Annotated in this window: 24 protein-coding genes and 2 tRNA genes; 9 read left to right on the plus strand and 17 right to left on the minus strand. The window is 47.8% G+C overall.

Going from position 1 to position 21,369, the window contains the following annotated elements:
- Window positions 1-114 precede the first annotated feature (114 nt).
- The 5 genes from LACPH_RS03270 to LACPH_RS03290 all read right to left on the minus strand — a co-directional run bounded on the left by LACPH_RS03270 (window position 115) and on the right by LACPH_RS03290 (window position 2,230).
- Window positions 115-187: transfer RNA gene (locus LACPH_RS03270), tRNA-Ala, on the minus strand.
- Window positions 188-212: 25 nt separating this feature from the next.
- Window positions 213-285: transfer RNA gene (locus tag LACPH_RS03275), tRNA-Ala, on the minus strand.
- 100 nt (window positions 286-385) lie between these two features.
- Window positions 386-1,396: a permease prefix domain 1-containing protein gene (locus tag LACPH_RS03280; RefSeq protein WP_274784495.1), complete on the minus strand. Its 1,011-nt coding sequence runs from the start codon at window positions 1,394-1,396 to the stop codon at window positions 386-388.
- 34 nt (window positions 1,397-1,430) lie between these two features.
- Entirely contained in the window at window positions 1,431-1,751 is a 321-nt protein-coding gene (locus LACPH_RS03285) for a PadR family transcriptional regulator (RefSeq protein ID WP_274784496.1), read from the minus strand.
- 173 nt (window positions 1,752-1,924) lie between these two features.
- Window positions 1,925-2,230 carry a SemiSWEET family transporter gene (locus tag LACPH_RS03290; RefSeq protein WP_010493599.1) on the minus strand — a complete coding sequence of 102 codons (306 nt, stop codon included), beginning with the start codon at window positions 2,228-2,230 and terminating at the stop codon, window positions 1,925-1,927.
- A 153-nt stretch (window positions 2,231-2,383) separates the two neighbouring features.
- On the opposite strand from LACPH_RS03290, the gene LACPH_RS03295 reads away from it, so the two are divergent.
- Window positions 2,384-2,683 carry a hypothetical protein gene (locus LACPH_RS03295; RefSeq protein ID WP_010493601.1) on the plus strand — a complete coding sequence of 100 codons (300 nt, stop codon included), beginning with the start codon at window positions 2,384-2,386 and terminating at the stop codon, window positions 2,681-2,683.
- Window positions 2,684-2,724: 41 nt separating this feature from the next.
- Here the strand turns inward: LACPH_RS03295 and LACPH_RS03300 are convergent, their stop codons facing one another.
- Complete coding sequence (locus LACPH_RS03300; RefSeq protein ID WP_274784497.1) at window positions 2,725-3,750, minus strand: zinc-binding alcohol dehydrogenase family protein; 1,026 nt, start codon at window positions 3,748-3,750, stop codon at window positions 2,725-2,727.
- 265 nt (window positions 3,751-4,015) lie between these two features.
- Here LACPH_RS03300 and LACPH_RS03305 point away from each other — a divergent pair, with 265 nt between their 5' ends.
- The gene (locus tag LACPH_RS03305) at window positions 4,016-4,378 is read left to right on the plus strand and encodes a hypothetical protein (RefSeq protein ID WP_010493605.1); all 363 of its coding nucleotides are present in this window, start codon (window positions 4,016-4,018) and stop codon (window positions 4,376-4,378) included.
- 88 nt (window positions 4,379-4,466) lie between these two features.
- Here the strand turns inward: LACPH_RS03305 and LACPH_RS03310 are convergent, their stop codons facing one another.
- Together LACPH_RS03310 and LACPH_RS03315 are read right to left on the minus strand one after the other, a co-directional pair.
- Window positions 4,467-4,946 (minus strand): hypothetical protein, encoded by a 480-nt coding sequence (locus LACPH_RS03310; RefSeq protein ID WP_049172467.1) that lies wholly within the window; start codon window positions 4,944-4,946, stop codon window positions 4,467-4,469.
- On the minus strand, window positions 4,939-6,105 hold the full coding sequence (locus LACPH_RS03315; RefSeq protein WP_274784498.1) for an AI-2E family transporter: 1,167 nt from the start codon (window positions 6,103-6,105) through the stop codon (window positions 4,939-4,941). The genes LACPH_RS03310 and LACPH_RS03315 overlap by 8 nt, the downstream gene beginning before the upstream one ends.
- Before the next feature lie 475 nt (window positions 6,106-6,580).
- Here LACPH_RS03315 and LACPH_RS03320 point away from each other — a divergent pair, with 475 nt between their 5' ends.
- Together LACPH_RS03320 and lexA are read left to right on the plus strand one after the other, a co-directional pair.
- A complete protein-coding gene (locus tag LACPH_RS03320; protein WP_010493614.1) occupies window positions 6,581-6,775 on the plus strand; it encodes a hypothetical protein in 195 nt (64 codons plus the stop codon).
- A gap of 126 nt (window positions 6,776-6,901) precedes the next feature.
- Window positions 6,902-7,528: a transcriptional repressor LexA gene (gene lexA / locus LACPH_RS03325; protein ID WP_049172471.1), complete on the plus strand. Its 627-nt coding sequence runs from the start codon at window positions 6,902-6,904 to the stop codon at window positions 7,526-7,528.
- A 100-nt stretch (window positions 7,529-7,628) separates the two neighbouring features.
- Here lexA and LACPH_RS03330 read toward each other — a convergent pair whose 3' ends face one another.
- The 6 genes from LACPH_RS03330 to LACPH_RS03355 all read right to left on the minus strand — a co-directional run bounded on the left by LACPH_RS03330 (window position 7,629) and on the right by LACPH_RS03355 (window position 12,007).
- On the minus strand, window positions 7,629-8,090 hold the full coding sequence (locus tag LACPH_RS03330; protein WP_274784527.1) for a hypothetical protein: 462 nt from the start codon (window positions 8,088-8,090) through the stop codon (window positions 7,629-7,631).
- A 31-nt stretch (window positions 8,091-8,121) separates the two neighbouring features.
- Entirely contained in the window at window positions 8,122-9,069 is a 948-nt protein-coding gene (locus LACPH_RS03335; RefSeq protein ID WP_049172475.1) for an AEC family transporter, read from the minus strand.
- A 21-nt stretch (window positions 9,070-9,090) separates the two neighbouring features.
- The gene (locus LACPH_RS03340; RefSeq protein ID WP_274784499.1) at window positions 9,091-9,708 is read right to left on the minus strand and encodes a flavin reductase family protein; all 618 of its coding nucleotides are present in this window, start codon (window positions 9,706-9,708) and stop codon (window positions 9,091-9,093) included.
- Window positions 9,709-9,928: 220 nt separating this feature from the next.
- Entirely contained in the window at window positions 9,929-10,891 is a 963-nt protein-coding gene (locus LACPH_RS03345; protein WP_274784500.1) for a hypothetical protein, read from the minus strand.
- A gap of 190 nt (window positions 10,892-11,081) precedes the next feature.
- The gene (locus LACPH_RS03350; protein ID WP_274784501.1) at window positions 11,082-11,642 is read right to left on the minus strand and encodes a 5-formyltetrahydrofolate cyclo-ligase; all 561 of its coding nucleotides are present in this window, start codon (window positions 11,640-11,642) and stop codon (window positions 11,082-11,084) included.
- An 8-nt stretch (window positions 11,643-11,650) separates the two neighbouring features.
- Window positions 11,651-12,007, minus strand: coding sequence for a DUF488 domain-containing protein (locus tag LACPH_RS03355; protein ID WP_191978419.1), 357 nt, complete (start codon window positions 12,005-12,007; stop codon window positions 11,651-11,653).
- A gap of 83 nt (window positions 12,008-12,090) precedes the next feature.
- On the opposite strand from LACPH_RS03355, the gene LACPH_RS03360 reads away from it, so the two are divergent.
- Entirely contained in the window at window positions 12,091-13,026 is a 936-nt protein-coding gene (locus tag LACPH_RS03360) for a magnesium transporter CorA family protein (protein WP_274784502.1), read from the plus strand.
- A 79-nt stretch (window positions 13,027-13,105) separates the two neighbouring features.
- Here the strand turns inward: LACPH_RS03360 and LACPH_RS03365 are convergent, their stop codons facing one another.
- Entirely contained in the window at window positions 13,106-13,990 is an 885-nt protein-coding gene (locus tag LACPH_RS03365) for a LysR family transcriptional regulator (RefSeq protein ID WP_274784503.1), read from the minus strand.
- Between the two features lie 349 nt (window positions 13,991-14,339).
- Between LACPH_RS03365 and LACPH_RS03370 the strand changes: the two genes are divergently transcribed.
- Both LACPH_RS03370 and LACPH_RS03375 read left to right on the plus strand, forming a co-directional pair.
- On the plus strand, window positions 14,340-16,007 hold the full coding sequence (locus tag LACPH_RS03370; RefSeq protein WP_274784504.1) for a malolactic enzyme: 1,668 nt from the start codon (window positions 14,340-14,342) through the stop codon (window positions 16,005-16,007).
- Window positions 16,008-16,011: 4 nt separating this feature from the next.
- The gene (locus LACPH_RS03375) at window positions 16,012-16,998 is read left to right on the plus strand and encodes an AEC family transporter (protein ID WP_087911694.1); all 987 of its coding nucleotides are present in this window, start codon (window positions 16,012-16,014) and stop codon (window positions 16,996-16,998) included.
- 179 nt (window positions 16,999-17,177) lie between these two features.
- Here the strand turns inward: LACPH_RS03375 and LACPH_RS03380 are convergent, their stop codons facing one another.
- Window positions 17,178-17,675, minus strand: a complete 498-nt coding sequence (locus LACPH_RS03380) for a thiol peroxidase (protein WP_274784505.1) — start codon at window positions 17,673-17,675, stop codon at window positions 17,178-17,180.
- Window positions 17,676-17,902: 227 nt separating this feature from the next.
- Between LACPH_RS03380 and LACPH_RS03385 the strand changes: the two genes are divergently transcribed.
- Window positions 17,903-18,412, plus strand: coding sequence for a flavodoxin domain-containing protein (locus LACPH_RS03385; protein ID WP_274784506.1), 510 nt, complete (start codon window positions 17,903-17,905; stop codon window positions 18,410-18,412).
- 37 nt (window positions 18,413-18,449) lie between these two features.
- Here LACPH_RS03385 and LACPH_RS03390 read toward each other — a convergent pair whose 3' ends face one another.
- The gene (locus tag LACPH_RS03390; RefSeq protein ID WP_274784507.1) at window positions 18,450-19,424 is read right to left on the minus strand and encodes a helix-turn-helix domain-containing protein; all 975 of its coding nucleotides are present in this window, start codon (window positions 19,422-19,424) and stop codon (window positions 18,450-18,452) included.
- Between the two features lie 114 nt (window positions 19,425-19,538).
- On the opposite strand from LACPH_RS03390, the gene LACPH_RS03395 reads away from it, so the two are divergent.
- Window positions 19,539-21,122, plus strand: coding sequence for an ATP-binding cassette domain-containing protein (locus LACPH_RS03395; RefSeq protein WP_306387256.1), 1,584 nt, complete (start codon window positions 19,539-19,541; stop codon window positions 21,120-21,122).
- The last annotated feature ends 247 nt before the right edge of the window (window positions 21,123-21,369 follow it).

The raw sequence follows: 21,369 nt of genomic DNA on the forward strand, positions 1-21,369 counted from the left end.
CACCAGCAAACGGAACATACGTAGCCATTTTTGAGAGCCCGCACCCGTTGCAACTTCATACCATGTAAAAAGCGCCACACATGAAAGCATGTCTTTCGTGTGTGGCGCTTTTTCTGGATCTTAACGGACTTGAACCGTCGACCTCCTGCATGCCATGCAGGCGCTCTCCCAGCTGAGCTAAAGACCCGCTAATTAAGTAGCTTCAAAGCTAATGGATCCAAACGGACTTGAACCGTCGACCTCCTACATGCGAAGCAGGCGCTCTCCCAACTGAGCTATGGACCCAAAACACAAAGACAATTGTACTGAACTTCTGCGGTTGTGTAAAGAGGATTGTCCTTGATACATGGTAGAGGGTTGCCACCCTTGCTATAAACGGCAAATTTTATAAGGATTCATCTCGCCGAGCGATTAGTGAAATGATGATATTTTGGCATGCACCGCCGATGATGAAGATGACCCAAGAATAGGTCCATGTGTGAAAAAGGAAAGAAACTAAGAAGTAGGTCACTAGGATAAGGGGCCAGTAAATCTGACGGAAAAGCGCGATGTCTTGGTTAGTGCGTTGATTGCGGTGGTGCTGTGACGTGTGGAAGTTGTCGCGATGGCTATGATGAAGGTGTGGCTCAGGATCCGGCACAGCTGTTACGTCAGTGTAGCGCTTTATTTGCGAATAATTGATGGCGACATACACAATTAAGTAGGTTCCTAGTCCAGCAATGATGAGGAATAAGGCACCACCGGCATCGTCGCTGATAAAATGTGATAAGTAAGTGGACAGAATTGGTGGGATCAACGCGACAATACAAATCATTATGCCCACGATTAAACCTGCAGAAAATTGCCGCTGATACGTATCGGTTGTTTCTTGGGCAAATCTTTTGGCGCTCTCAGACAAGGGCCGGCCATTGAGCCGCTTCTTTTGGAGGCTAAACATGCTGCCGGCCCAAATGAAGAGCCCTACTGCGACAGCATCGAGCAGAAACATGCCGATGATGCCGAAGACCTCAAGCGAGGAATCCGTTGTATAGGCGGGCAAGGCGACGCTGATACAACAAAGTAAAACACCGAAGGCAATTTGCGTTGCAAACCGGTCGGCAATGTGCCAAAAATGACTGAGCTCCGTTTCAGAAACTGCATTATCAGGTTCCGCAGTTGCGTCGGTATTTGCTTGGTCAGCCTGAGGGGCTAGTCCTAGATCCTCCCGTAATTCATCAACGGAGCCAAAAGCACGAATGACGGCACCAATTGCGGTTTCTTCGCTTTTACCCTCGCGCAACAAATCGCGATAATAATCGCGCATATTGGCAAGCATGTCGGCTTTGGCTTGGCGCGTTTTCGGGTTATCCGGAAAAGAAGCAAATAGACTGTCTAAATAAGCTGTAATTGTATCCATGGGCGATCCTCCAAGGTTCAATTTTGACAAGCAATTAGTTCAAAAATAAATCGACCACATGCTTAACCTGATGCCATCCCTCGACCTTCATAGCAAGAAAAGCGCGGCCACTGGGGGTGATGCGATAATAAGTGCGGGGTTTACCGTTCGTAACATCACCCGGATAAGCTTCAATATAGCCGTTTTTGCTCAAGCGAGTGAAGGCGGCGTAAAGTGTGGTTTCGCGAATCATATACTGGTCATGGGTGCGCTCGCGGATTTCTTTGCCAATTTTGTAGCCATAAGAATCACCTTGTTGCAAAATGGCAAGGACGAGTGCGTCGTTGTAACCACGCATGGCATCACTACTGATCACGGCGCTCCTCCTTTTGCGAGTTTTATACTGGTGTGCGCGAGAATACAGATGAGACTCATCTTGATTTTGCTGGCTGATTACTTCATCTGTTGGAGTAATATTAACATGATGTAACCATTAGGTAAAGCAAAAAAACACCTTCCTATCAAGAAGGTGTCGTCAGATTTACTTGATTAGTGAACAAAAACCGTGACAAAGGTGATTAAACCAAACAGGATCCCGGGTACATTGGCGATGATGATCGGCCAATCTTTGGCAGGTTTCATCCAGCCATAACCGGTCCACAGGGTAGCGTTGATCATTGCCACCAACGGCTGAATCGGATTCACCGGTGTTCCAGAAAAGTTAGCCATGATTTCCGGAATGTAAGAAACATACATTAAAATACAGGTAAAAGTTGCCAGTCTGCTGAGGAGATTAAGTCGCTTTGCTTTAACGGGGTCAATACCACTGTGATATTTTCCATTGTCAGCTTGCATCAAAAATGCCTCCTTTTGGAATAAAATAACCGTAACACGATCGAACGTGAAAACCAAGGAAGACATTAACGTGTGATAGAATCAAATAAGCGGCCTGACTTAGGTTGGCAGCTTATTTGATTTTTCTGAAAATGAATGAAATGAGGGAACATCATGGCAGAACAAGAAGCAGATACGGTCACACGCGTGCAAAAACAAGAAGGCGCCGATGCCATCATGGATAAGGGATTTGTGACCGAACGGGATATTCCCGAAATGATGGCGGCGTCTTGGAGTGAAAAGCTATTGGCGGCGATTAATGACGAATTGCGGTTGCGTACTGTTAGCAATCGCGCTGTGTTACAACGGTTCCATTATTATATGGGCGATGGCTCAATTATTTATGATCCGGGACAACTTAACTCGGAAGGGGCCAAGATTGCGTTGCAACACGCATTAGGTTTCCGGAAGTAGTGGACATTCGACGTGCAATGGCTAACGCTTGAAAACTGGTTTTAGTCGCTAAAGGCTCCGGTTAAAACGACTTTGCCAACCATGTGACCATCTTCAACGAGTTTGGTGGCAGCTTTTAAGTTGGCAACATTAATGCCGGTAAATTCTTTGGTCACTGAAGCTTTAATTTGGCCGTCTTGATACAACGTCAAGAGCTTGCTGAGAATCGCACCTTGCGTGGCAGTCCGATAGTCGAAATCGGTTTTGGCAAACATGTACTCATAGTCAAAACTAGCCGCTTTGTCTTTGACAACGGCCAGATCAAGACCGCTTTGGGGACCAACAATGCAGCCGATGTGGCCAAAAGCACGAATTAACTGACTCGCGGTGGCAAGATACGGTTCCGGATGATAAAGCAAAGCAACGCCGTCAACGGTTTGAACGCCAGCCTGGTGAACCTGACTCACAAGATCTTTATGATAATCAAGTGGCGTTGCAACGCCGTGGGCCCGCAACCAGTCATGATTTTTAGGACTGCTGGTTGCCAAAACATTTAACCCGCTCCATCGCGCCAGTTGACTCAGCATCGAACCGACGCCACCGGCACCGTTAATGGTCAACAACTGCTGGCCTTTGTTGGCATTATATTCCGGGATGAAGCCCATTTTTTCAAAAAGCAGTTCCCACGCGGTCAAACCGACAAGCGGCAGTGCTGCGAGATCAGCGGTGGGTGCTTGTTTCGGCGCTAATGCGATCAGATCGGCGTCCACTGCCTGAAATTGTTGATCACTGCCGGGCTTGCGGGTAGTTCCGGCATAGATGACGCGATCGCCAACGTGGAAGGCAGTGACGGCAGAGCCAATTTGGATAATGGTGCCGACTGCATCGTACCCGAGAATCTGTGGCGTTGTTTGTCGTGGTGCGGTTTGGCGGCGTTTGGTGTCAACCGGATTAACCGAGACCCCAGCCACTTGTACAATGACTTCATTGGGTTCCGGTGTTGGTACTGGTAGCGTGAAGCTTTGAAAGCTATTGGGTTCAGTAATGGGTAGACCTTCAGTGAAGCCGATGGCAATATTTTTTGGCATCTGAATCGTCCTTTCGTTTGATCGGTTATCTGTTGCTATTGTAACCTTTTTATTAAGAGAGTTGGAAATGCAGTGGTTATTTGGTAAAATGTGCAGGATATTGTAGAAAACGCGTTCGCAGTCGCAGAAATCTACATGTAAGGGCCTCAAGCCTAAATGGCCACAGCCCAGCCATTTAGGCTTGAGGCCACTTACATGTAGATTTCTAAACGCTCCTGCCCACGCTCTCATAAAAAAGGACGTTCAATGACGAAGGAGGCAGCTCGTGAAAAAATTGAGTACAAAGCGTGAATTGATCGGCCTGATCGTTGTTTTGGTTTTGGCAGCGGCAGGCTTTGCATTCTTCGCGTGGTATACGATGCGGCCGGATGATGTCATTGGTACCATTGCAACGATTAGTTTCGGCATTGTTTTGGCTGCCTTGATTGGTATTGCGTTATTTTTGGATGCGGCGGCGACAACTCGGTGGCGCCGATTCTGGGTCGATCTTTTGTTTGCGGCGCTGATGTTGGCGCTCATCGACTACTTCTTCCTCGATACGACAACGCCGTGGCAGATGCTGATCGCCGGTGCCGGATTGGCATTAGCACTGGTTGCACTGCTGGCCATTAGAAAATTAGATGAATAAACGGGCTTTGTCCCGGCTGATCAATGATAAAAACGCCTCGGAAAATTTCCGAAGCGTTTTTTAAGTGGCAGCAATGGTTAGTTCGCGATTAGTTCATCCGCTGCACAGTAACCGGGACTGTTTTAGGAAGTACTTTTGTTAATTCAGTCATCAGGTTCTGAAGACTTGCCTGAAACGTTAGCCGGACCATGCGGCGCTTACTAAGGGCGAAAACCGCAACGACCCATTCCTGGCCATTAGGCAGACTGACAGGTGTCAACGTGATACTGGACATGTTGGTGTACGGAATAACCCGGGCCAGCAACCCATTTGCAATGAGTCGCGTTGGGGCCAAGCCACCTGTGCCCGCCATAATGGATAACACTAGGAAGATTGAAATGAACACAATATACGGCATGTTGTTGACGCGGGTTGTCATGAACCAAAAGCCAAGCAACACCGCCCAAACGAGTTGCGAAACCGCATAACGTGAAGCAAAATTGATTTTATGTTGCCAATACAGATAATAACCGGCGAGTGCAATCAAGACGACATCAAGGCCGATTAGTAAAACATCAAAACTATTCATGAGGGACTCCTTTTTGATCGACATCATCAGTGGGACTGTCAGATTCGTACAAACCGGAAACCTGCTGGTACCAACTGAAGAATCGGGTCACGACAATTTTCAAAACGGCAAAACCCGGGATGCCAAGGATAACACCGACTAAACCGAAGAGATTGCCGGCCGTGAGCAAGACCACCACGATGGTAATGGGATGCAGCTCGAGCTTGCTGCCCATTACCAGTGGCGAAATAAGTTGCGTTTCAATTAGCCATTCAATGAAGAAAACGACAATGACCGCGAGAATCATTTTTGGCGACGTCAACGCGCCCATGATAAGTGGCGGGATCATTGCCAGTGCCGAACCAAAGTAAGGAATTAGGTTCAATGGGCAAGCCAGCAAGCCGAAAATCAAGCCATAACGCAGGCCAATCACCGAATAACCGATCATGAACATAATGGCCACACACAGCGCAACCGTGATTTGGCCCTGAACATATGAACCGACTTTTTCATTCATCTCGTGCAGCATTTGTTTCACGGATCCACGTAACTTGGTGGGGATAATATGCAGCACCATCGGCGTGAACTTGTCGCCGTCTTTAAGCATGAAGAAGAGAATGATCGGTGCTGTCGAAATCGTGATGACAACATTGCCGACAATGCCAATCAGATTTTGCAGCTGCGAGATGGTACCGGTGACGAAAGCACCTTGCTTGCCGGTGAAGAATGTTTGAACTTCGCTGGCGATGTTGTTGAGGTCATGTTGCGATAAAACATTTTGCTTATCATTCAAATCATCCAGCCATTTACCGATTTCCGTAAAAATTTGCGGCGCTGAATCAACGATGCTGGTGATCTGGTTGCTCACCGCCGGAATGAAACGCAATAGCCCCCAGACGAGAAGACCGATCAAAACGACGAATAGTAACGCGATCGCCCAACCGCGATGCAGCCCGGTTTTTTCAAGGCGATTAATGATCGGAACTGTCAAATAGAAGAGAATACCGGCGAAAATGAACGGCGGTGCGATGATACCGAGAAAATCGACCACAGGCTGGAACACCCAGGCAATTTTGGTAAAAACAAAAATAACCAGCAAGGCCAAAAGCAGGTCAATTAAGAAGACCATGAACTTGTTGTTGATGAAGCGGCGGTAGAACCATGAGTCGGTACGTTTCACAGGCGATCCTCCTCTAAGGACGTTAAAGGTTATGACGCGATTTAATCAGCGATGTCATTGGTAACCTTTACAAAAGACGACAAGTCGAGCATGAGATCTGTGGTGAACCAAGAAAAACTTCGACGTGCAGTTGCCGTTTTTTACAAGGCAGCTGATTGCACGCGAGTCATTTTTTTCGAAGTTTCTACCCGCCAGACGTCGGATGCTTCTGTATAACAATGATACTAGACTAGCCATGATTTTTCGAGGCTCGGGTTAACTAAAATGGTCAGAAGAAGGTATCGACGCCGTTACAATAAATTTACAAAAACGCCGATTTGCCGTTACAAATATTAAAAATGCCTAAATAAGGGCATAAAATGTAAATTTTACATATACAAAAGCTTTACAAATCAAAAAAATCAGGTATGATAAAGTCATAACCAAAACGGTGAGTCAATGTCGGTTTTACCGATACGGAGAGGAGTGACCCCATATGAATTTACTTCGCGGGGCTAAATGGACATTAATAACTCTGACCCTGGTCGCAACATTGCTGTTATTTAGCAACTATGCGACGGCCGGCATCTTGTTGATGGCTCTGGATATTTTCCTAAGCTTCTTCTATGCAGTCATCAAGAGCAGATGTGATCGGCGTCAGATGCATAAGATGCCATTATTGCATAACTAATTTGATGAAATGATCCGCAGCCGTGATGACTGCGGATTTTTTCGTGTAACGACGGCGAAAATGATTGCAAACGTTCGTTCGGTTTGGTATGCTGAGTGTAACAAATGAGAACGGAGCGGTGAGCGGATGCCAACACAAGCGAGTCAAAAACGTTGGAAACAGATTTTACAAACCATCTATGACGCAATCGAGGATCATGGGTATCCACCCACGGTTCGCGAGATTGGTAAGTCAGTTGGCCTTAGTTCGTCTAGCACCGTCGCAGCATACTTAGAGAAGCTGTTGGCCGCTGGATTAATTGCAAAAGACCCATCCAAACCGCGCACGATTGAAGTGACTGCAGCAGGACGCGATTATATTGGCGTTCAGGCAGAAGGCATTCCGATTGTCGGGACTGTTGCGGCTGGGGTGCCGATTACCGCTATAGAGAATATCGATGACTATTTCCCGGTGCCGGATGACCTACCATACTCGGCCGATGAGCTGTTTATGCTTCGGGTTCAAGGCAGCTCCATGATCAAGATCGGGATCCTTGATGGTGATCAGATTATTGTCAAGAAGCAAAACGACGCCGAAAATGGGCAGATTGTCGTGGCGATGACCGAAGAAGATGAAGCCACCGTCAAGCGCTTTTACAAAGAAAAGAACGGCATTCGCCTTCATCCGGAAAATGACGATATGGAAGACATGTTTTTCCCGGATGTGACGATTCTCGGTATCGTTGTGAGTTTGTATCGTCCTGCGCTTGTATAAGTGCCAGTAATAATAGACCAAGCTAAAAAAGCATTTGCCGCGTACATTCAATTGAGTGTGCGTGGCAAATGCTTTTTTGTTGAGGTGACAGTCGCTACCATCAAGGACGGTTAAGCTGATCAAGGTCATCTTTTGGTACCTTTTTGTAAAATGGACCATCCGGAAGCTGCTTCAATAATCCTTTTTTGGTAAGTTGGAATTGAACCGTGTTGCTGGTGGCCTGGGGTTGGGCTTTGCCGGTGAAGGTGAAGATTCGCCCTTTTAAAGTCAGTTGGGCCGCAAAGATACCTTGATCCGTACTTTCAAAATCACCGTCTTGGTTTGACAGCGTTTCGAGGTAATAGCCACTGGTGGACGACAACACGCGGATCGCTTTCTTTTGGTCATCCTGTTGGACAAATGCGTGACCGACCAGGGTGGACAAGGTTGCTTTAGGCGCAGCTTTTTTTGCTTTTTTCCGGGCTTTTGCCGGCTTTGATGTCCGTTCACTGGTGGTTGACCGAGTTGATGATTTGGCAGTCGGCGTGCCTTGAGAACAACCACTCAAGATAAGTAATAACATGAGCCAGACTAATTTTTTCAATGGCGGTCTCCTAGTGAATGAATTGAATGCAGGTCATGACGATGGGAATGACGATCATGGATAGAAGCGTGGTTTCCGTGACCATGATCGCAGCATAGTCAGCGTCGGCGTCATAAAGTTTCGCAACCACCGGCGCATTGGTCATGACTGGCATGCAGGATTGCAGGATGAAGATTTGCTTCATCAGCGTCGGCACTGGTGCAAAGGCGACCAGTGCCGTCATCAACAGTGGGGCAAAAAGAAAGCGGCCGCTGAAGATACCGAGTGCTTCCTTGCTGAGACGCAGTTGGCTCCACCCGGCTTCGTGTAAGGCGATGCCGATAAAGAACATGGAGCCCGGGACCGTCAAATCGCCGATATAAGTCAGATCAGACATCAAAAAAGTCGGCAACTTGATATTCAGCAAGACCAACACAATTCCCAACATGAAACCCAGTAAAGGTGGGGAGAAAACTTTCCCCAAAGCCTTTTTAAGGTTAAAGCGGGCTGGTTTGGGGCCATCGCCTTGAATAAGGTAGACGCCGATGGTCCAAAAAATTGTCGTGTTGGCCATGTAATAGACCAAGACATAAGGCAAACTGCGAGGACCGAACAAGGCCAGGTTAACCGGCAGGCCGATAAAGACCGTGTTGGAGTTGAAAAACATGGACTTAAATGTGCCTTTTCGCGACTTTGGAACTTTTAACAGGTAACACACCAAAAAGGACAACGCGAAAAGCATCATCATGGACAAGACCGGGAACAACAAGTTTGGCAATAACCGCAGCAGCATGCCGGCCGTGAACTTCGATGCGATGGTCACGATCATATAAGCAGGCAAGGCAACTTGGGTGACAACTTTGGCAATGACTTTACTCGAATGGTTATTAAACCAGCCGCGGGCGGTCAGAAAATAGCCGAGAATGATCAAAATGAGAATTTCCAAAACGCCAAAGACGCTTGAGATAAATGCGGTCAAATACCAACACTTCCTTATAAATTATTTTGGCCGCCGTAACGTAAAAGTTTGACCAAGTTCGGCATAAGTAGGACCGGCGAGGCGAGCTACCGGTGCTAAAGCGGCAGGATTAATGTGTAAGCTTGGCAAATCGAGCACCGTATCGGCAAAGTGGAACTGCCGAACTTCCAGAATAAAGAGATCCGTGACGATCACCCCGGCACGATCACGAATCGGTACATATTGATAAAGTTGCGTTTCAAAGCGAATACGCGCGGCTTGCAACCCAGGCACCTGAATTTCAGTACTGGCCACCAATGGCAGATCAATCAGGTTCAATTCACTTTGATCCGGTGTTAAGCGGGCAGCAGTTTGATTCATTGCCTTGGTGAGATCGATGCTCACCATGTGCACGACCGCTTCATGGCGGGCCAAAAGATTCGCCGCCGTGTCTTTTGGCTGCTGGCCATCACGCAAGATGGACACAGATAGCAATGGCAACTGATTGGAGATGCCGGTTGTAAATGAAAATGGCGCCAGGTTGATGACGCCGGCCGTGCTTTGCGTCGTGATCCACGCGATGGGGCGGGGAATGATGCTGCCAGACAGCAGTTTGTATTGCTCGCGAGGTGATAGCTTATTGGCAGATAAGTTGATCATAATAGCCTCCGGTGGCTGGTGAATAAGAATCATGAAAATGCTGGGGGACGTAAAAGGCACGCCATGACTGCAAGTTTAGCGCAGGCGCGGGGTGTCGTCAAAAGCGGTGTGTTTTGCCTTGTTAGATGACCATGATGTGTTGACGAAAAAAGCAGTGTTAGAGATGAATGTGATCTCAAACACTGCTTAAATTGATCGTCTGAAACAAATTGTAATTCTGTTAGTGATTGCTATTGGCGGAAGGAGTGCTAGACGGTGGCGTAGAAGAAGGCGTTTGGCTGTTGTCTGGCACATTGTTCTGGGTTGACTGGCCATTACCACCACCGTTGTTGGTTGATGTACCAGTGCTTCCGTTCGAATGATTGCCTGCAGTACCACCAGCTTGTCCGGTATTATTGCTTTGGCTGTGTTCACTTTCCACACTTGGCGCAGCAGAAGGCGTTGGCGCTACCGAAACCTGCGAAGAAGTAGGCTCGCTGCTATATTGCGATTCTTCACTATATGAATAGTTACTCGTCGCTGAGCTTGACTCAGAACTTGAAGCGGTCTGTTTCGTCTTGAAATCGTCAAGGCTGAGAAGCTTCTTCTTTGAGCGTTGCAACGGCAGGCTGGTTGTTAGGTAACGATAATTGTGCGGTGTTTTGCCTTTTAAGGTAATCGTGCTGTTGAGTTCCTTCTTCAAGGCTGTTGTGTAATCACGCACAGTGCCGGTTGCCCCTTCTGCGGCATATTCGACCGTTGTTGTCGGTTGATTGTGCTTGTAAGTTTTCGCACTGGCATACGTATAAACATTGGCGTGCTCCGAGCTGAGCGTTAACTTGCCTTTTTTTTGTTTGACATCGCCAGTATCGTTAATAATTTGCGGTTGGCTTCCCGCGTCAAGAATGATTAAGCGCGTATAGGTTTTGGACGAGGTTAACTTCACATAAACCGTCAGATCATGGTGATCGCCATCCGTATCCGTGACATCTCCGGAAGCGGTGTAAGTGCCGCTTTTAAATGAACTGGTGACCGTTGATGAAATGGAAATGCTGGTGGCGGAAGACGAAGCTGTCGGTCCTTGAACCTTGGCGCCGCGCAACACCAGCCAAACGAAAACGCCAATGAAAATAACAACCGCGCCGATGCCGGTTAATGTGAGGTAAAGCCTCCTTCGATTCTTTCGAATACGTTCACGTCGCATGATTGCCTCCTGAAATATGGTGAAAGCCTTTCCCCAATATTAGGGTAAGCAGGTTTGAAACACAAGCAGAATTAAAAAGGCTGCCGGCAAGCAACTTGCCTGGCGCCTTTTGACTGGTTAAAACGAAACTGCCAGCCACTTGATATCAAGTGCAGCCAAATGCCGCTCAGCCAATCGATTAATACAATTGTTACCTAATCATGTCCCCGTTAGCCAGTATTAAGGTTTCAATCGGGACATCAAACGGATCAACTGGCCAATCAGGCTGCGGAAAGGCCATGACTGGCGGAACCAGTGTTAAGGTGTGGCCGGAATATTCGGCTAAAAAGCGATCATAGTAGCCGCCGCCAAAACCGATACGATATCTGTCTGCCAATGAGAAGCCGATTCCGGGCACAATTAAAAGATCCGGAGCCGGCTCAACCAAGTCGGCTTGGTAGGCAGGTTCGGGAATACCAAAAGCACTTTTGACGAGGTGCTCATGGCCGGGATCTGGCAGAAAGACCATCTGGCGTTTTGGCACGACGCGCGGTAAGAAAACGGCTTTAGCAGCTGCATGTGCTGCAGCAATAATTGGGGCTGTGGCGACTTCAAAAGGGCCGCTGACCGTGATGCCGATGCTTTTGGCCTGTTGCCAGACGGTTGTCTTGATTAAAGTCGCCATTAGTGTTTCGCTAGCTGCTTGGGTTTCAGCGGCAGCTTCCTGTAGACGTTTCAGTTGGCGCGCGCGGAATTCGGCTTTTGTGGCCATGGGGAACCTCACTTATCTTTAAGAAATTCGCTTAACACAACGGCTTGGTTATGGGTCTCGTCTTTGGCACCATATAACATGATAATCGGATCCTTTTCGTGTGCTTTCAATGTCTTGATGAAATCCGGCAAATCAGGATTAGCAGCGAGTTCCGCTAAGTAACGCTTTTTGAATTCGGGGTACTTTTCCGGATCGTGGCCAAACCACTTTCGCAGTTCTGCTGTCGGTGCAATGGTTTTGGCCCACAAATCTAAGGCAGCATTGACTTTACTGATGCCCCGCGGCCAAACTCGATCAACGAGGACGCGGAAGCCACTTGCTTGCGGTTTTTGATAGATGCGTTCGAGTGTTACTTTCAAAATCATCACCTCATGATTATCATACCAGTTTTGACAAGTCGTGAATGTTCAAATAGCGATACGGTATACTAGTCAAAAGAGGTGTCAACATGATTACGTGCTATCAAATTCAAAAGCAGCGCAATGTGCAGGTGGCAACGGATGATCAAGCTAACTGGATTCGGGTGCAGTCGCCATTGCCACAGGAGCTGCAAACGCTGGCGACCAAGTATGGCCTGCCCAAAACATACGTGGATGCGGCACTTGACAAACATGAAAATGCTCGGGTTGAAGGGCTGGATCCCGCTGATGATGTTCCCGGGTTAATCGTGCTGCGCTACCCGATTGAGATGACTAACGAGATGGGGTTCCGGCAATTTAATACGGTGCCACTGACCATGATTTTGTTAGCGGATCGGGTTATTACCGTCATGGATCATCCCTTGCAGGCGTTCGATGACTTGGCGGAGCAGAAGCTTTCACCTAAGCCGGAAGAATTTGCGCTAGAAGTGCTGTGGCGGGTTTTACACCAATTTGTCCTCGACATGGACAAGTTGAATGACGAAACGAAACAGATTGAAGGCAGTTTAGGCAAGGCCGCCAAAAATACGCAGCTGTATCAGCTCATGGCGATGCAGAAAAGTCTGGTGTTCTTTGATGCGGCACTTGATCATTCCGGGAACTTGTTGAAAACCTTACGGGCAGGCGAACGCTTTTTCAATACCAATGGCTATCTTCGCCGGCTACATGATGTCGAAGTCGAGGTCGTCGAGGCGCAAACGATGGTTCGGATTACCAACAAATTACTGAATCAGTACTCAACCACAGTCAGTGCCATTGTTTCTAACAATTTAAACCTGATCATGAAGGTTTTGACCAGCCTGACCATTATTTTAACGATTCCCACAATTGTTGGCGGCATTTACGGCATGAATGTCCGCCTGCCATTTGCCAATGCCTATTGGGCGTTCTGGTGGCTAATCGGCGGTACGGCAGTCTTGTGCGGAATCGCTGCTTGGTGGTTGTGGCGGAAGGATTACTTTTAATTGAGCGAAGACTTTTCGGTAAGCAAAAACGGTCGAAGGAAGGCAACTTTCTTTTCGGCCGTTTTTACTTGTTTGAAGACTAAACTACTTTTGGTGCGCTCAAAATCTGAGCAAAGCGATTCATGGTGGGCGTCAAGACGCGATCTTGGCGATAGACAAACGAGATCGTGAAGGCCGGTTGTTTGGGGTCGTCGATTTTGAGCGATGCGAGATGATCGTCAGCCTGAATGGCGACTTTGGTTAAAAAGCCGATGCCTACGTTCTGGGTGACTAAGCGTTTTAGCAGCAGAACGTCACCGGTACGATAAACCACTTTCGGCGTGAAAGTTTGTTGCTGTTGGAACCAGGAAAATGCTCGGGTATGAACGAAACCTTCGCTTAAGGTGATGAACTGGCGATCAGCAAGTGTTGCGAAGGGGACGTGTGTTTGTCGGGCCAAGGGATCATTTTCGGCGGTAATGATGACAAACGGCGCCGTATCGATTTGGATGACGTGTAACTCTGGATCGACTAACGGACCGCTAGCACCCAGTAAGGCAAAGTCGAGATTGCCGTCTTTGATTTGATCAAGAAGTGCGGCCGAGCCCGCTTCGAATGTTTCCAGTTGCGGCATCAGCCCGGCGGCAATCAAGTCGACCGCAATTTTTGGAAACAGATAACTGCCAATAATCGGTGGCAGACCAAAGCGAATCTTACTCTTCTGATCCCAAGCAATGTCCTGCTTGGCCAAATCCAGCTGATGCAGAATAATCGCGGCGTGACTGGCAAGCTGCTCACCAGCTGGCGTCACACTGATTTCGTGGTGCCGGCGATCGCGAATGATCAACTGGGCCTGAAAATGGTCCTCCAGCCGTTTGATCGCCGCAGTAATAGTCGGTTGACTAACCGCAAATTTCTCGGCGGTTTGCGAAAAGTTCCGGGTATCGGTAAGTTCGAGAAAATATTCAAAGTCTCTGGTGTTCACATGTAAACCTCCTGTGAGCGTGAGCCGGCGCGATTAGAAGCCGGAGTGTAAGTGGCCTCGGCCGTGATGGCTCGGGCCTGGCCATTGCGGTCGAGGTCCTTACACATAGGCTTCTGCGCCGGCGAACGCGTTAATGTGAGCGTGAGCCGGCGCGCGTTAACGTAAAGAAAATAATAATCATGAAAGCATATAAAAAGATTTTATCACTCCTGCCAAGTTTGACTATAAGATTGGACGCGGCGTAATGTCTGGACTTGTATTTAAAAGTTGTGTTTGCTTCACGGCATATTAGCGCGCGCCGACCAAAAAGAGTTGGCCCATGTTTAACACAAAAGAGGAGTGTGGCATTTTGAAATATACACCAGAACAAATTTTAAATAATCCCTTTTTAAATAAAGGAACAGCCTTTACCCAAGAAGAGCGGGATCAATACGGGTTAAACGGCTTGTTACCACCAGCTGTGCAGACATTGGATCAACAAGTCAAGCAGGCTTATGCACAACTGCAGACAAAGCCAACTGACTTAGCCAAGCGGCAGTTTTTGATGACCTTGTTTAACGAAAATCATGTGCTATTCTATAAGCTTTTTTCCGAACACATTAACGAATTCATGCCGATTGTGTATGATCCGACGATTGCTGATACGATTGAAAATTACAGTGCGTTGTTTGTGAATCCGCAAAACGCCACTTATCTTTCGATCGATGATCCGGATCACATCGAAAGTGCGTTGAAGCATAGTGCTGATGGCCGCGATATTCGGTTGTTAGTGGTCAGTGATGCTGAAGGCATTCTCGGGATTGGCGACTGGGGTACCCAAGGTGTGGATATTTCTGTGGGTAAGCTGATGGTTTATACCGCCGCAGCCGGCATCGATCCGAGTCAGGTCCTGCCCGTTGTCTTGGACGTGGGTACCAATAATGAAGCGCTACTGAATGACGAGCTTTATCTGGGTAATCGTCATAAGCGCGTTTATGGCCAGAAATATCATCAGTTTGTGGACAAATTTGTTGCAACTGCCGAGAAGTTATTCCCGAATTTGTATCTGCATTTTGAAGACTTTGGCCGCAGCAATGCCGCTGATATTTTGAATCAATATAAAGATAAAATCACAACCTTCAACGACGATATTCAGGGCACAGGCATCATCGTGTTAGCCGGACTTTTGGGTGCCATGAATATTTCCAAGCAAAAACTAACCGATCAAGTTTATTTGAGCTTTGGGGCCGGAACAGCAGGCGCTGGCATTACGGCACGCGTGTATGAAGCGTTTATTGAAGAAGGATTGAGTCCTGAAGAGGCTAAGAAGCATTTTTACCTCGTCGATAAGCAAGGCTTGCTGTTTGACGATATGACCGATTTAACCCCGGAGCAAAAGCCGTTTGCCCGTTCGCGCAGTGAATTTGCCAATGCGGATGAGCTCACGAATCTCGAAGCGGTTGTCAAAGCAGTGCATCCAACAGTGATGGTCGGTACTTCGACGGTTCCCGGCACTTTCACCGAAAGCATTGTGAAGGAAATGGCTGCACATACGGAACGGCCAATTATTTTCCCATTATCAAACCCAACCAAGCTGGCTGAGGCCAAGGCGGAAGATTTGATTAAGTGGACCGATGGACGGGGCTTGATTGCCACTGGCGTTCCAGCTGCCAATGTTTCGTATAAGGGTGTTAGCTATGCGATCGGCCAAGCTAATAACGCGTTGGTTTATCCGGGATTAGGTTTAGGCACGATTGCATCCACGGCCAAACTGCTCACGGACTCAATGATTTCTGCTGCAGCGCACAGCTTAGGCGGCATTGTGGATCCTGACCAGCCAGGCGCAGCGGTTTTGCCGCCGGTGTCGAAACTGGATCAATTTAGTCAGACGGTCGCGATTGCGGTTGCGGAAGACGCCATTAAAAATGGACTGAATCAAGAACCGATCAGCGATGCCAAACAGGCCGTTGCTGACATGACTTGGAAACCGGAATATCGGCCACTGCCGAATTCACTCGAACTAGACTTGGAGGAATAAAACTGTGACTGCATTAAGTACATCGATTCAAAGCGTGCTGACCATCGTTTTACTGATTGTCCTGGGTTATGTCTTGCGGCGGCAAGGGCGGTTTGATGATCAGTTTGGGAAAACTATTTCTGACTTGTTGATGAAAATTGCCTTGCCGGCGTCAATCTTTATCTCTGTCTTGCAACGATTGACTCTCGATAAACTGGTAAGCCTGTCATCAGGGTTGGTTTATGGCTTTGGTGCCGTCATTCTGGGCTATCTGATTGCCTTTTTACTGGTCTGGTTGCTTAAAGTTCGGCCAGGGCGTCGTGGAACGTTCATCAACATGTTTGTGAATGCCAATACCATTTTTATCGGGTTACCGCTGAACCTTGCACTGTTTGGTGATAAAGCGGTGCCGTACTTCCTGATGTATTACGTGGTGAACACAGTCTCAACCTGGACAGTCGGCGCCTTTATCATGGCATGGGATGACCCGACGCAGGAGAAGGCAGAAAAAAGCGGTGCAGGCTTTAACTGGAAGAAATTATTGCCAGCGCCACTGGTTGGTTTCTTGGTAGCCTTGGTCTTCCTGTTGCTGAAAATTCCGTTCATTCACGTTGGTTGGCTAGGATTTGCGGTTAACACATTAAATTACGTTGGTAGTCTGGTGACACCGCTATCGCTGATTTATATCGGGATTATTTTGGCTGATGCCGGCTTGAAAGCGATTCGGTTTGACCGCGATACCATCGTGGCTTTGATTGGCCGGTTCGTCATCGCTCCGGCATTGATCACCGGGTTGATTCTGTTGGGCATGAAGGCAGGCTTCAATGTGCCAAGTCTCGAAGCACAAACCCTGATCATTCAGGCGGCCGCACCTGGTCTTGCCGTACTGCCGATTTTGGCAACGGAAGCCCACGCCGACGTGAAGTACGCCACCAACGTTGTGACGACTTCGACAGTCCTGTTTGTGATTGTTGTTCCGATTTTGATGATGCTGGTTCAGGGACTGGCATGAGCATGACATTTTTTGAGCGTGAGCCGGCGTGCTTAGGAGTCGGAGTGTAAGTGGCCTTGCGCGTGATGGCGGTCTTTGCCATTGCGACCGAGGTCCTTACATGCAGACTCCTGCGCCGGGGAACGCGTTATGGCAGCAAGAAAAAAAGAGCCCGAAACGGCTCTTTTTTTTGCCCAAAATTAAGCTTGATGCGCTTCTAAATAAGCTAAGGCGCTGGTGTAATCAGGCTCGTGTGTTTGTTCCGTGATGAGTTCCCGATATTTAACCGTTCCGGTGTCGTCAACGATCCAAACACTGCGGGCATCGGTGTGGTTGTCGGCAACGAATAGCCCCATCGCCTTGCCAAAATTAGCGTTCTGGTCGGAAAGTAGCTGCATTTTTGTCACATTTTCCGCCGCACACCAGGATTGTTGTTCTTGCGGGGTGTTGGTTGAAATCGTATAAAAATCAACATCGTCAAATTCATCCATATCCTGGTTAAAATGTTTAGTTGAGATGCTGCAGACCCGTGTGTTGATGTCGGGAACAACACTGATTAATGTCAGGCGGTGACTGAGATCACCAGTCTTAACCGGCTGTCCCTCGGCATCGGTGACCGTAAATGCCGGTAGTTTTTCGCCTAGTGCCGTTGGATTGCCATTGGTCGTGATGACCGTGCCGTGTCGGGTTATTTCCATAAAAAACGCTCCTTTACCTGTATACGATGGAAACAGGTGAGATTTAGGACAACACAGTCAGTGTATCATGCTTAGAGGATAAGTGACACGGACACAACTTAATTGGCGCAAATTTATCAGCATATACATTGACGCTAATATAAATATTTATGTAAGGTTAAATTAACGGGGATATTCCAACCGTAATAATGCATATTAACGTTCACGCGTTCGAGGAGGGATGCCAGATGCAGCAAACATTAGTCGTTTACACATCCGAAACCGGTTTTACCCAACGGTTTGCCTTGAGTATTGCGCAAACCTTACACTGCGAAGTGATTGATGTGCAGTTTTTGACAGCCTCGGACTTAAAAAATCGCACCTTGATTATTTACGGCGGGCATCTTGTGGGAAATAAGGTGCTCGGCTTGAAATCCTTTTTCCGTCAATTCAAGGATATGCTGCCTGATATGGTCATTGTGTTTGGCAGCGGCGTGGTTCGGCGTGACAATGTGAATTGCCAGCAAATTAAGCAATATCAGCTTATGCATGAGTGCCCAGTAACCAGTTTTTATTATGTGCAAGGCTATCCCAAGCTCAGCCAAATGAATTTTCTCCGGCGGCTGCGAGCAATCCGCGCGTTAAAGCACTGGGGAAGCGAGTCATATCCTGCCGTTCAAGAGGCGATTCAGCCACTAGTTGCCGATGTGACCAGCCTACTGAACGGTCCGTTTACGCATGGTGTCGTCCAAATTTGATTCGTGGTAAATATGAATGAGTGGGGCTGATGATAGCTTAAGTAGTTTCCTCAAGGGTGCCAATCATAATGTGAAAATACTTATACACCGATGTTGGTGGCTCGTTCAGAATGATCGGCCGGGCATAAGAAAACATGTCAGCTAGATCGCGTAACTTTAACGTGGTGGCCATTTGGATATTTTGATCAAGCAAGGTTGCGGCTTGCTTGTGCTGGCCATTTCTAACATACATCTCCGCTTGGTGAAATCGCGCCCACAAGGCGAACTCAGCACTCGGCTGTTTGTCGAGCGCTTTTTCTAATTGAGCTAAATAATGCGCTGCGGCTTGGTTATCTTGCCTCGTCATCTCCAACATGACCTGATTTTCCAGCAAATTGAGTAAAAGCAACGGGGTGTTTGTGAAGTGACGATAGTAATGGCTGCGTTTGATGGCAATGGTTAACAACCGGCGTTGCGTGGCAGCCGGCATGGCAATACTGAAGAGCATGAAAAAGTACAGATCCAACTCACCCCAATTGTCTAACCGTTGCAGATATTGTTCCGCAACATGGGTCAGATCGGGGCGCAACGGCAATTCGTGGCGATCTTCAACAAACAATGACTGGAATAGAACAGCTAAAATCGCGCGCCCGTTAACGGCTAGTTTATGTTTTAGTGAGGGTGCCTTTTCAAAAACGATTCGGGCTTTTTCTTCCTCGCGTTTTAAAGCTTTAATAATTTGCGGGATTTTTTTAGGATCAATCGACATCGACGTGGTTTTGCCAAAATACGTCTCCAAAAGTCGATCGCGATCGCCGTAACCAAGCCGCAAGCTGTTAGCAGCAAGATATAAAAATTCTTCCGGAGTGGTTTCCAAGCGGCGCAGTAAATGAATCAATTTAGTGACCGTAATGTCGTTTTGGCCGCGTTCAACCTTTGACAGATAAGAACTGCTGATGTTCTCATCTGCTACGTCAGCGAGTGTCAGTGCTTTATTCGTGCGGATTTGGCGAAGGAGCGAACCGATTTCCATGGTGATCACCTTTCATATATGACATTTATCATATCTCCCAGCATATACCTGCGTATATTAGACAACAAGCCATCTGATCAGATTCGGTTAGTTAAAGTAATGGGAGTGATTGATATGTTAACGTGGCGATATGGCCGCAAATGGCAATTGGTGATGTATACCGGTGCTGCTTTATTTTATAGCCTGATGAATGTCGGTGTCGCATTTTGTTTGACGATGCTCATTCAAGCGGCATCGGCTCGGTCCATGACGCAACTCTGGCATGCGGTTGGCCCAAGTGTCGTGATCTTTTTTGGCGCATCAGCGGCTGCTTGGCTGGTGATGTACTTACAGGCCGCAATTACGCGTGAGGTCAATTTACGAATTAAAGCAACGATGGCGGCTTATTTGGTAGATGATGCAGATTTAACCAGCACTCAGACGTCGGCGTTATCTTTTATGACGAATGATTTGAAAATGATCGAAACCAATGGGATTAATAGTGAACTGACCATCATTAACCAAATTATTGTGTTTGCTGGCGCCATGATCGGGGCGTTCGCATTTGACTGGATGACGGCTTTGGCCTTTTTCATTGGCAATTTGGTGCCGCTCGCGGTGGCCCGGGTTGCCCAAGGCGCTTTGCACACCGCTTCAGCAGACTGGTCGACCGCAAATAGCCGCTGGACAACTGGCATCAAGAATTATTTGGCAGGCAGGGACACGATCAGAATTTATCAGGCACAGGCAGTGGTCAAAACAAGAATCGACCGGCTGGCAAGGGGCCTGGAAGACCAGCTGAAAAGGTTGTCGATCCTGACGGGTAACATGAACGTCTTAGGAATGTTGCTGGCACTTTGGTTTGGCGTTCTTTTACCATTTGGCGTCGGCATCTATCGCGTCATGGCAGGCGCTTCAACCTTGGCTTTATTTATGGGGATCGTTCAGCTTTCCAACGACATGCGCAATCCCTTGATCATGATGATTGAGGCGTTAAACAAATGGCAAACGACAAAGCCGCTGGTTGAAAAAGTTCACCCGGCGACGCCAAAACCTCATTCATCCGCTAGTGTCGGTTTGGCGAGCGGGACGATTCAGCTAAAAGATGCTTCAGTGGTCATTGGTAACCAAAAAATTCTTAATGACCGAAATCTGACGATCATGCCTGGCCAAAAAGTTTTGATCATGGCGCCGTCTGGCTATGGCAAATCGACTTTGTTGCGATTATTGGCGGGTGAATTACCGTTAGCTGCTGGCCGATACTGGCTCGGGGACACGCAAATCACTGACGAAACCCGTGGAAAATTAAGCCGATTGTTCGGATTGATCAAGCAATCGCCTTTTATGTTCGATGATACGGTCCGTTTTAACCTGACATTAGGCGGTCATTTTTCACAGGCCGATTTAGACAAAGCGGTGGCTGACGCGGGGCTCACAACTTTGATTGCGCAAAAAGGTTGGGACTATCAGGTTGGCGACGGTGGGCATAATCTGTCAGGCGGCCAGATTCAACGGCTCGAAATTGCCCGGGCATTATTACGGCACCGACCGATTTTATTGGCTGATGAAGTGACCTCTGCGCTAGATGAAGCGTTAAGTGATCAACTGCACGCACGTTTACTGCAGGGACCGGCAACGTTAATCGAGGTTGCCCATCACATCAGCAAATCGTGGCAGCAAAAATATGATCAGGTGATTCGACTTGATGCAGATGTGTGAGTTGATTGCCTAATCGTATGAAGAAACTGAGCCATAATTCATAGCCACGCTAAAAAGATGAACGTACTCTTGTCGTTATCGAGAGTATGTTCATCTTTTGTTTCTATGGGGTAATTCGGTGAGATTATTTAAGATATGAGTGCCAAGGCGGAGCAATCGTAGGCCAGATGGGGCTCAGCTGTGAAATTGATGTTGGTGGAGCGCTTTTTGCCCCGCCTACATCAAGGCCGAGCTTAGAGACTCTGCC

It is taken from the genome of Lacticaseibacillus parahuelsenbergensis (assembly GCF_030770265.1).
GTDB classification, from domain to species: domain Bacteria; phylum Bacillota; class Bacilli; order Lactobacillales; family Lactobacillaceae; genus Lacticaseibacillus; species Lacticaseibacillus casei.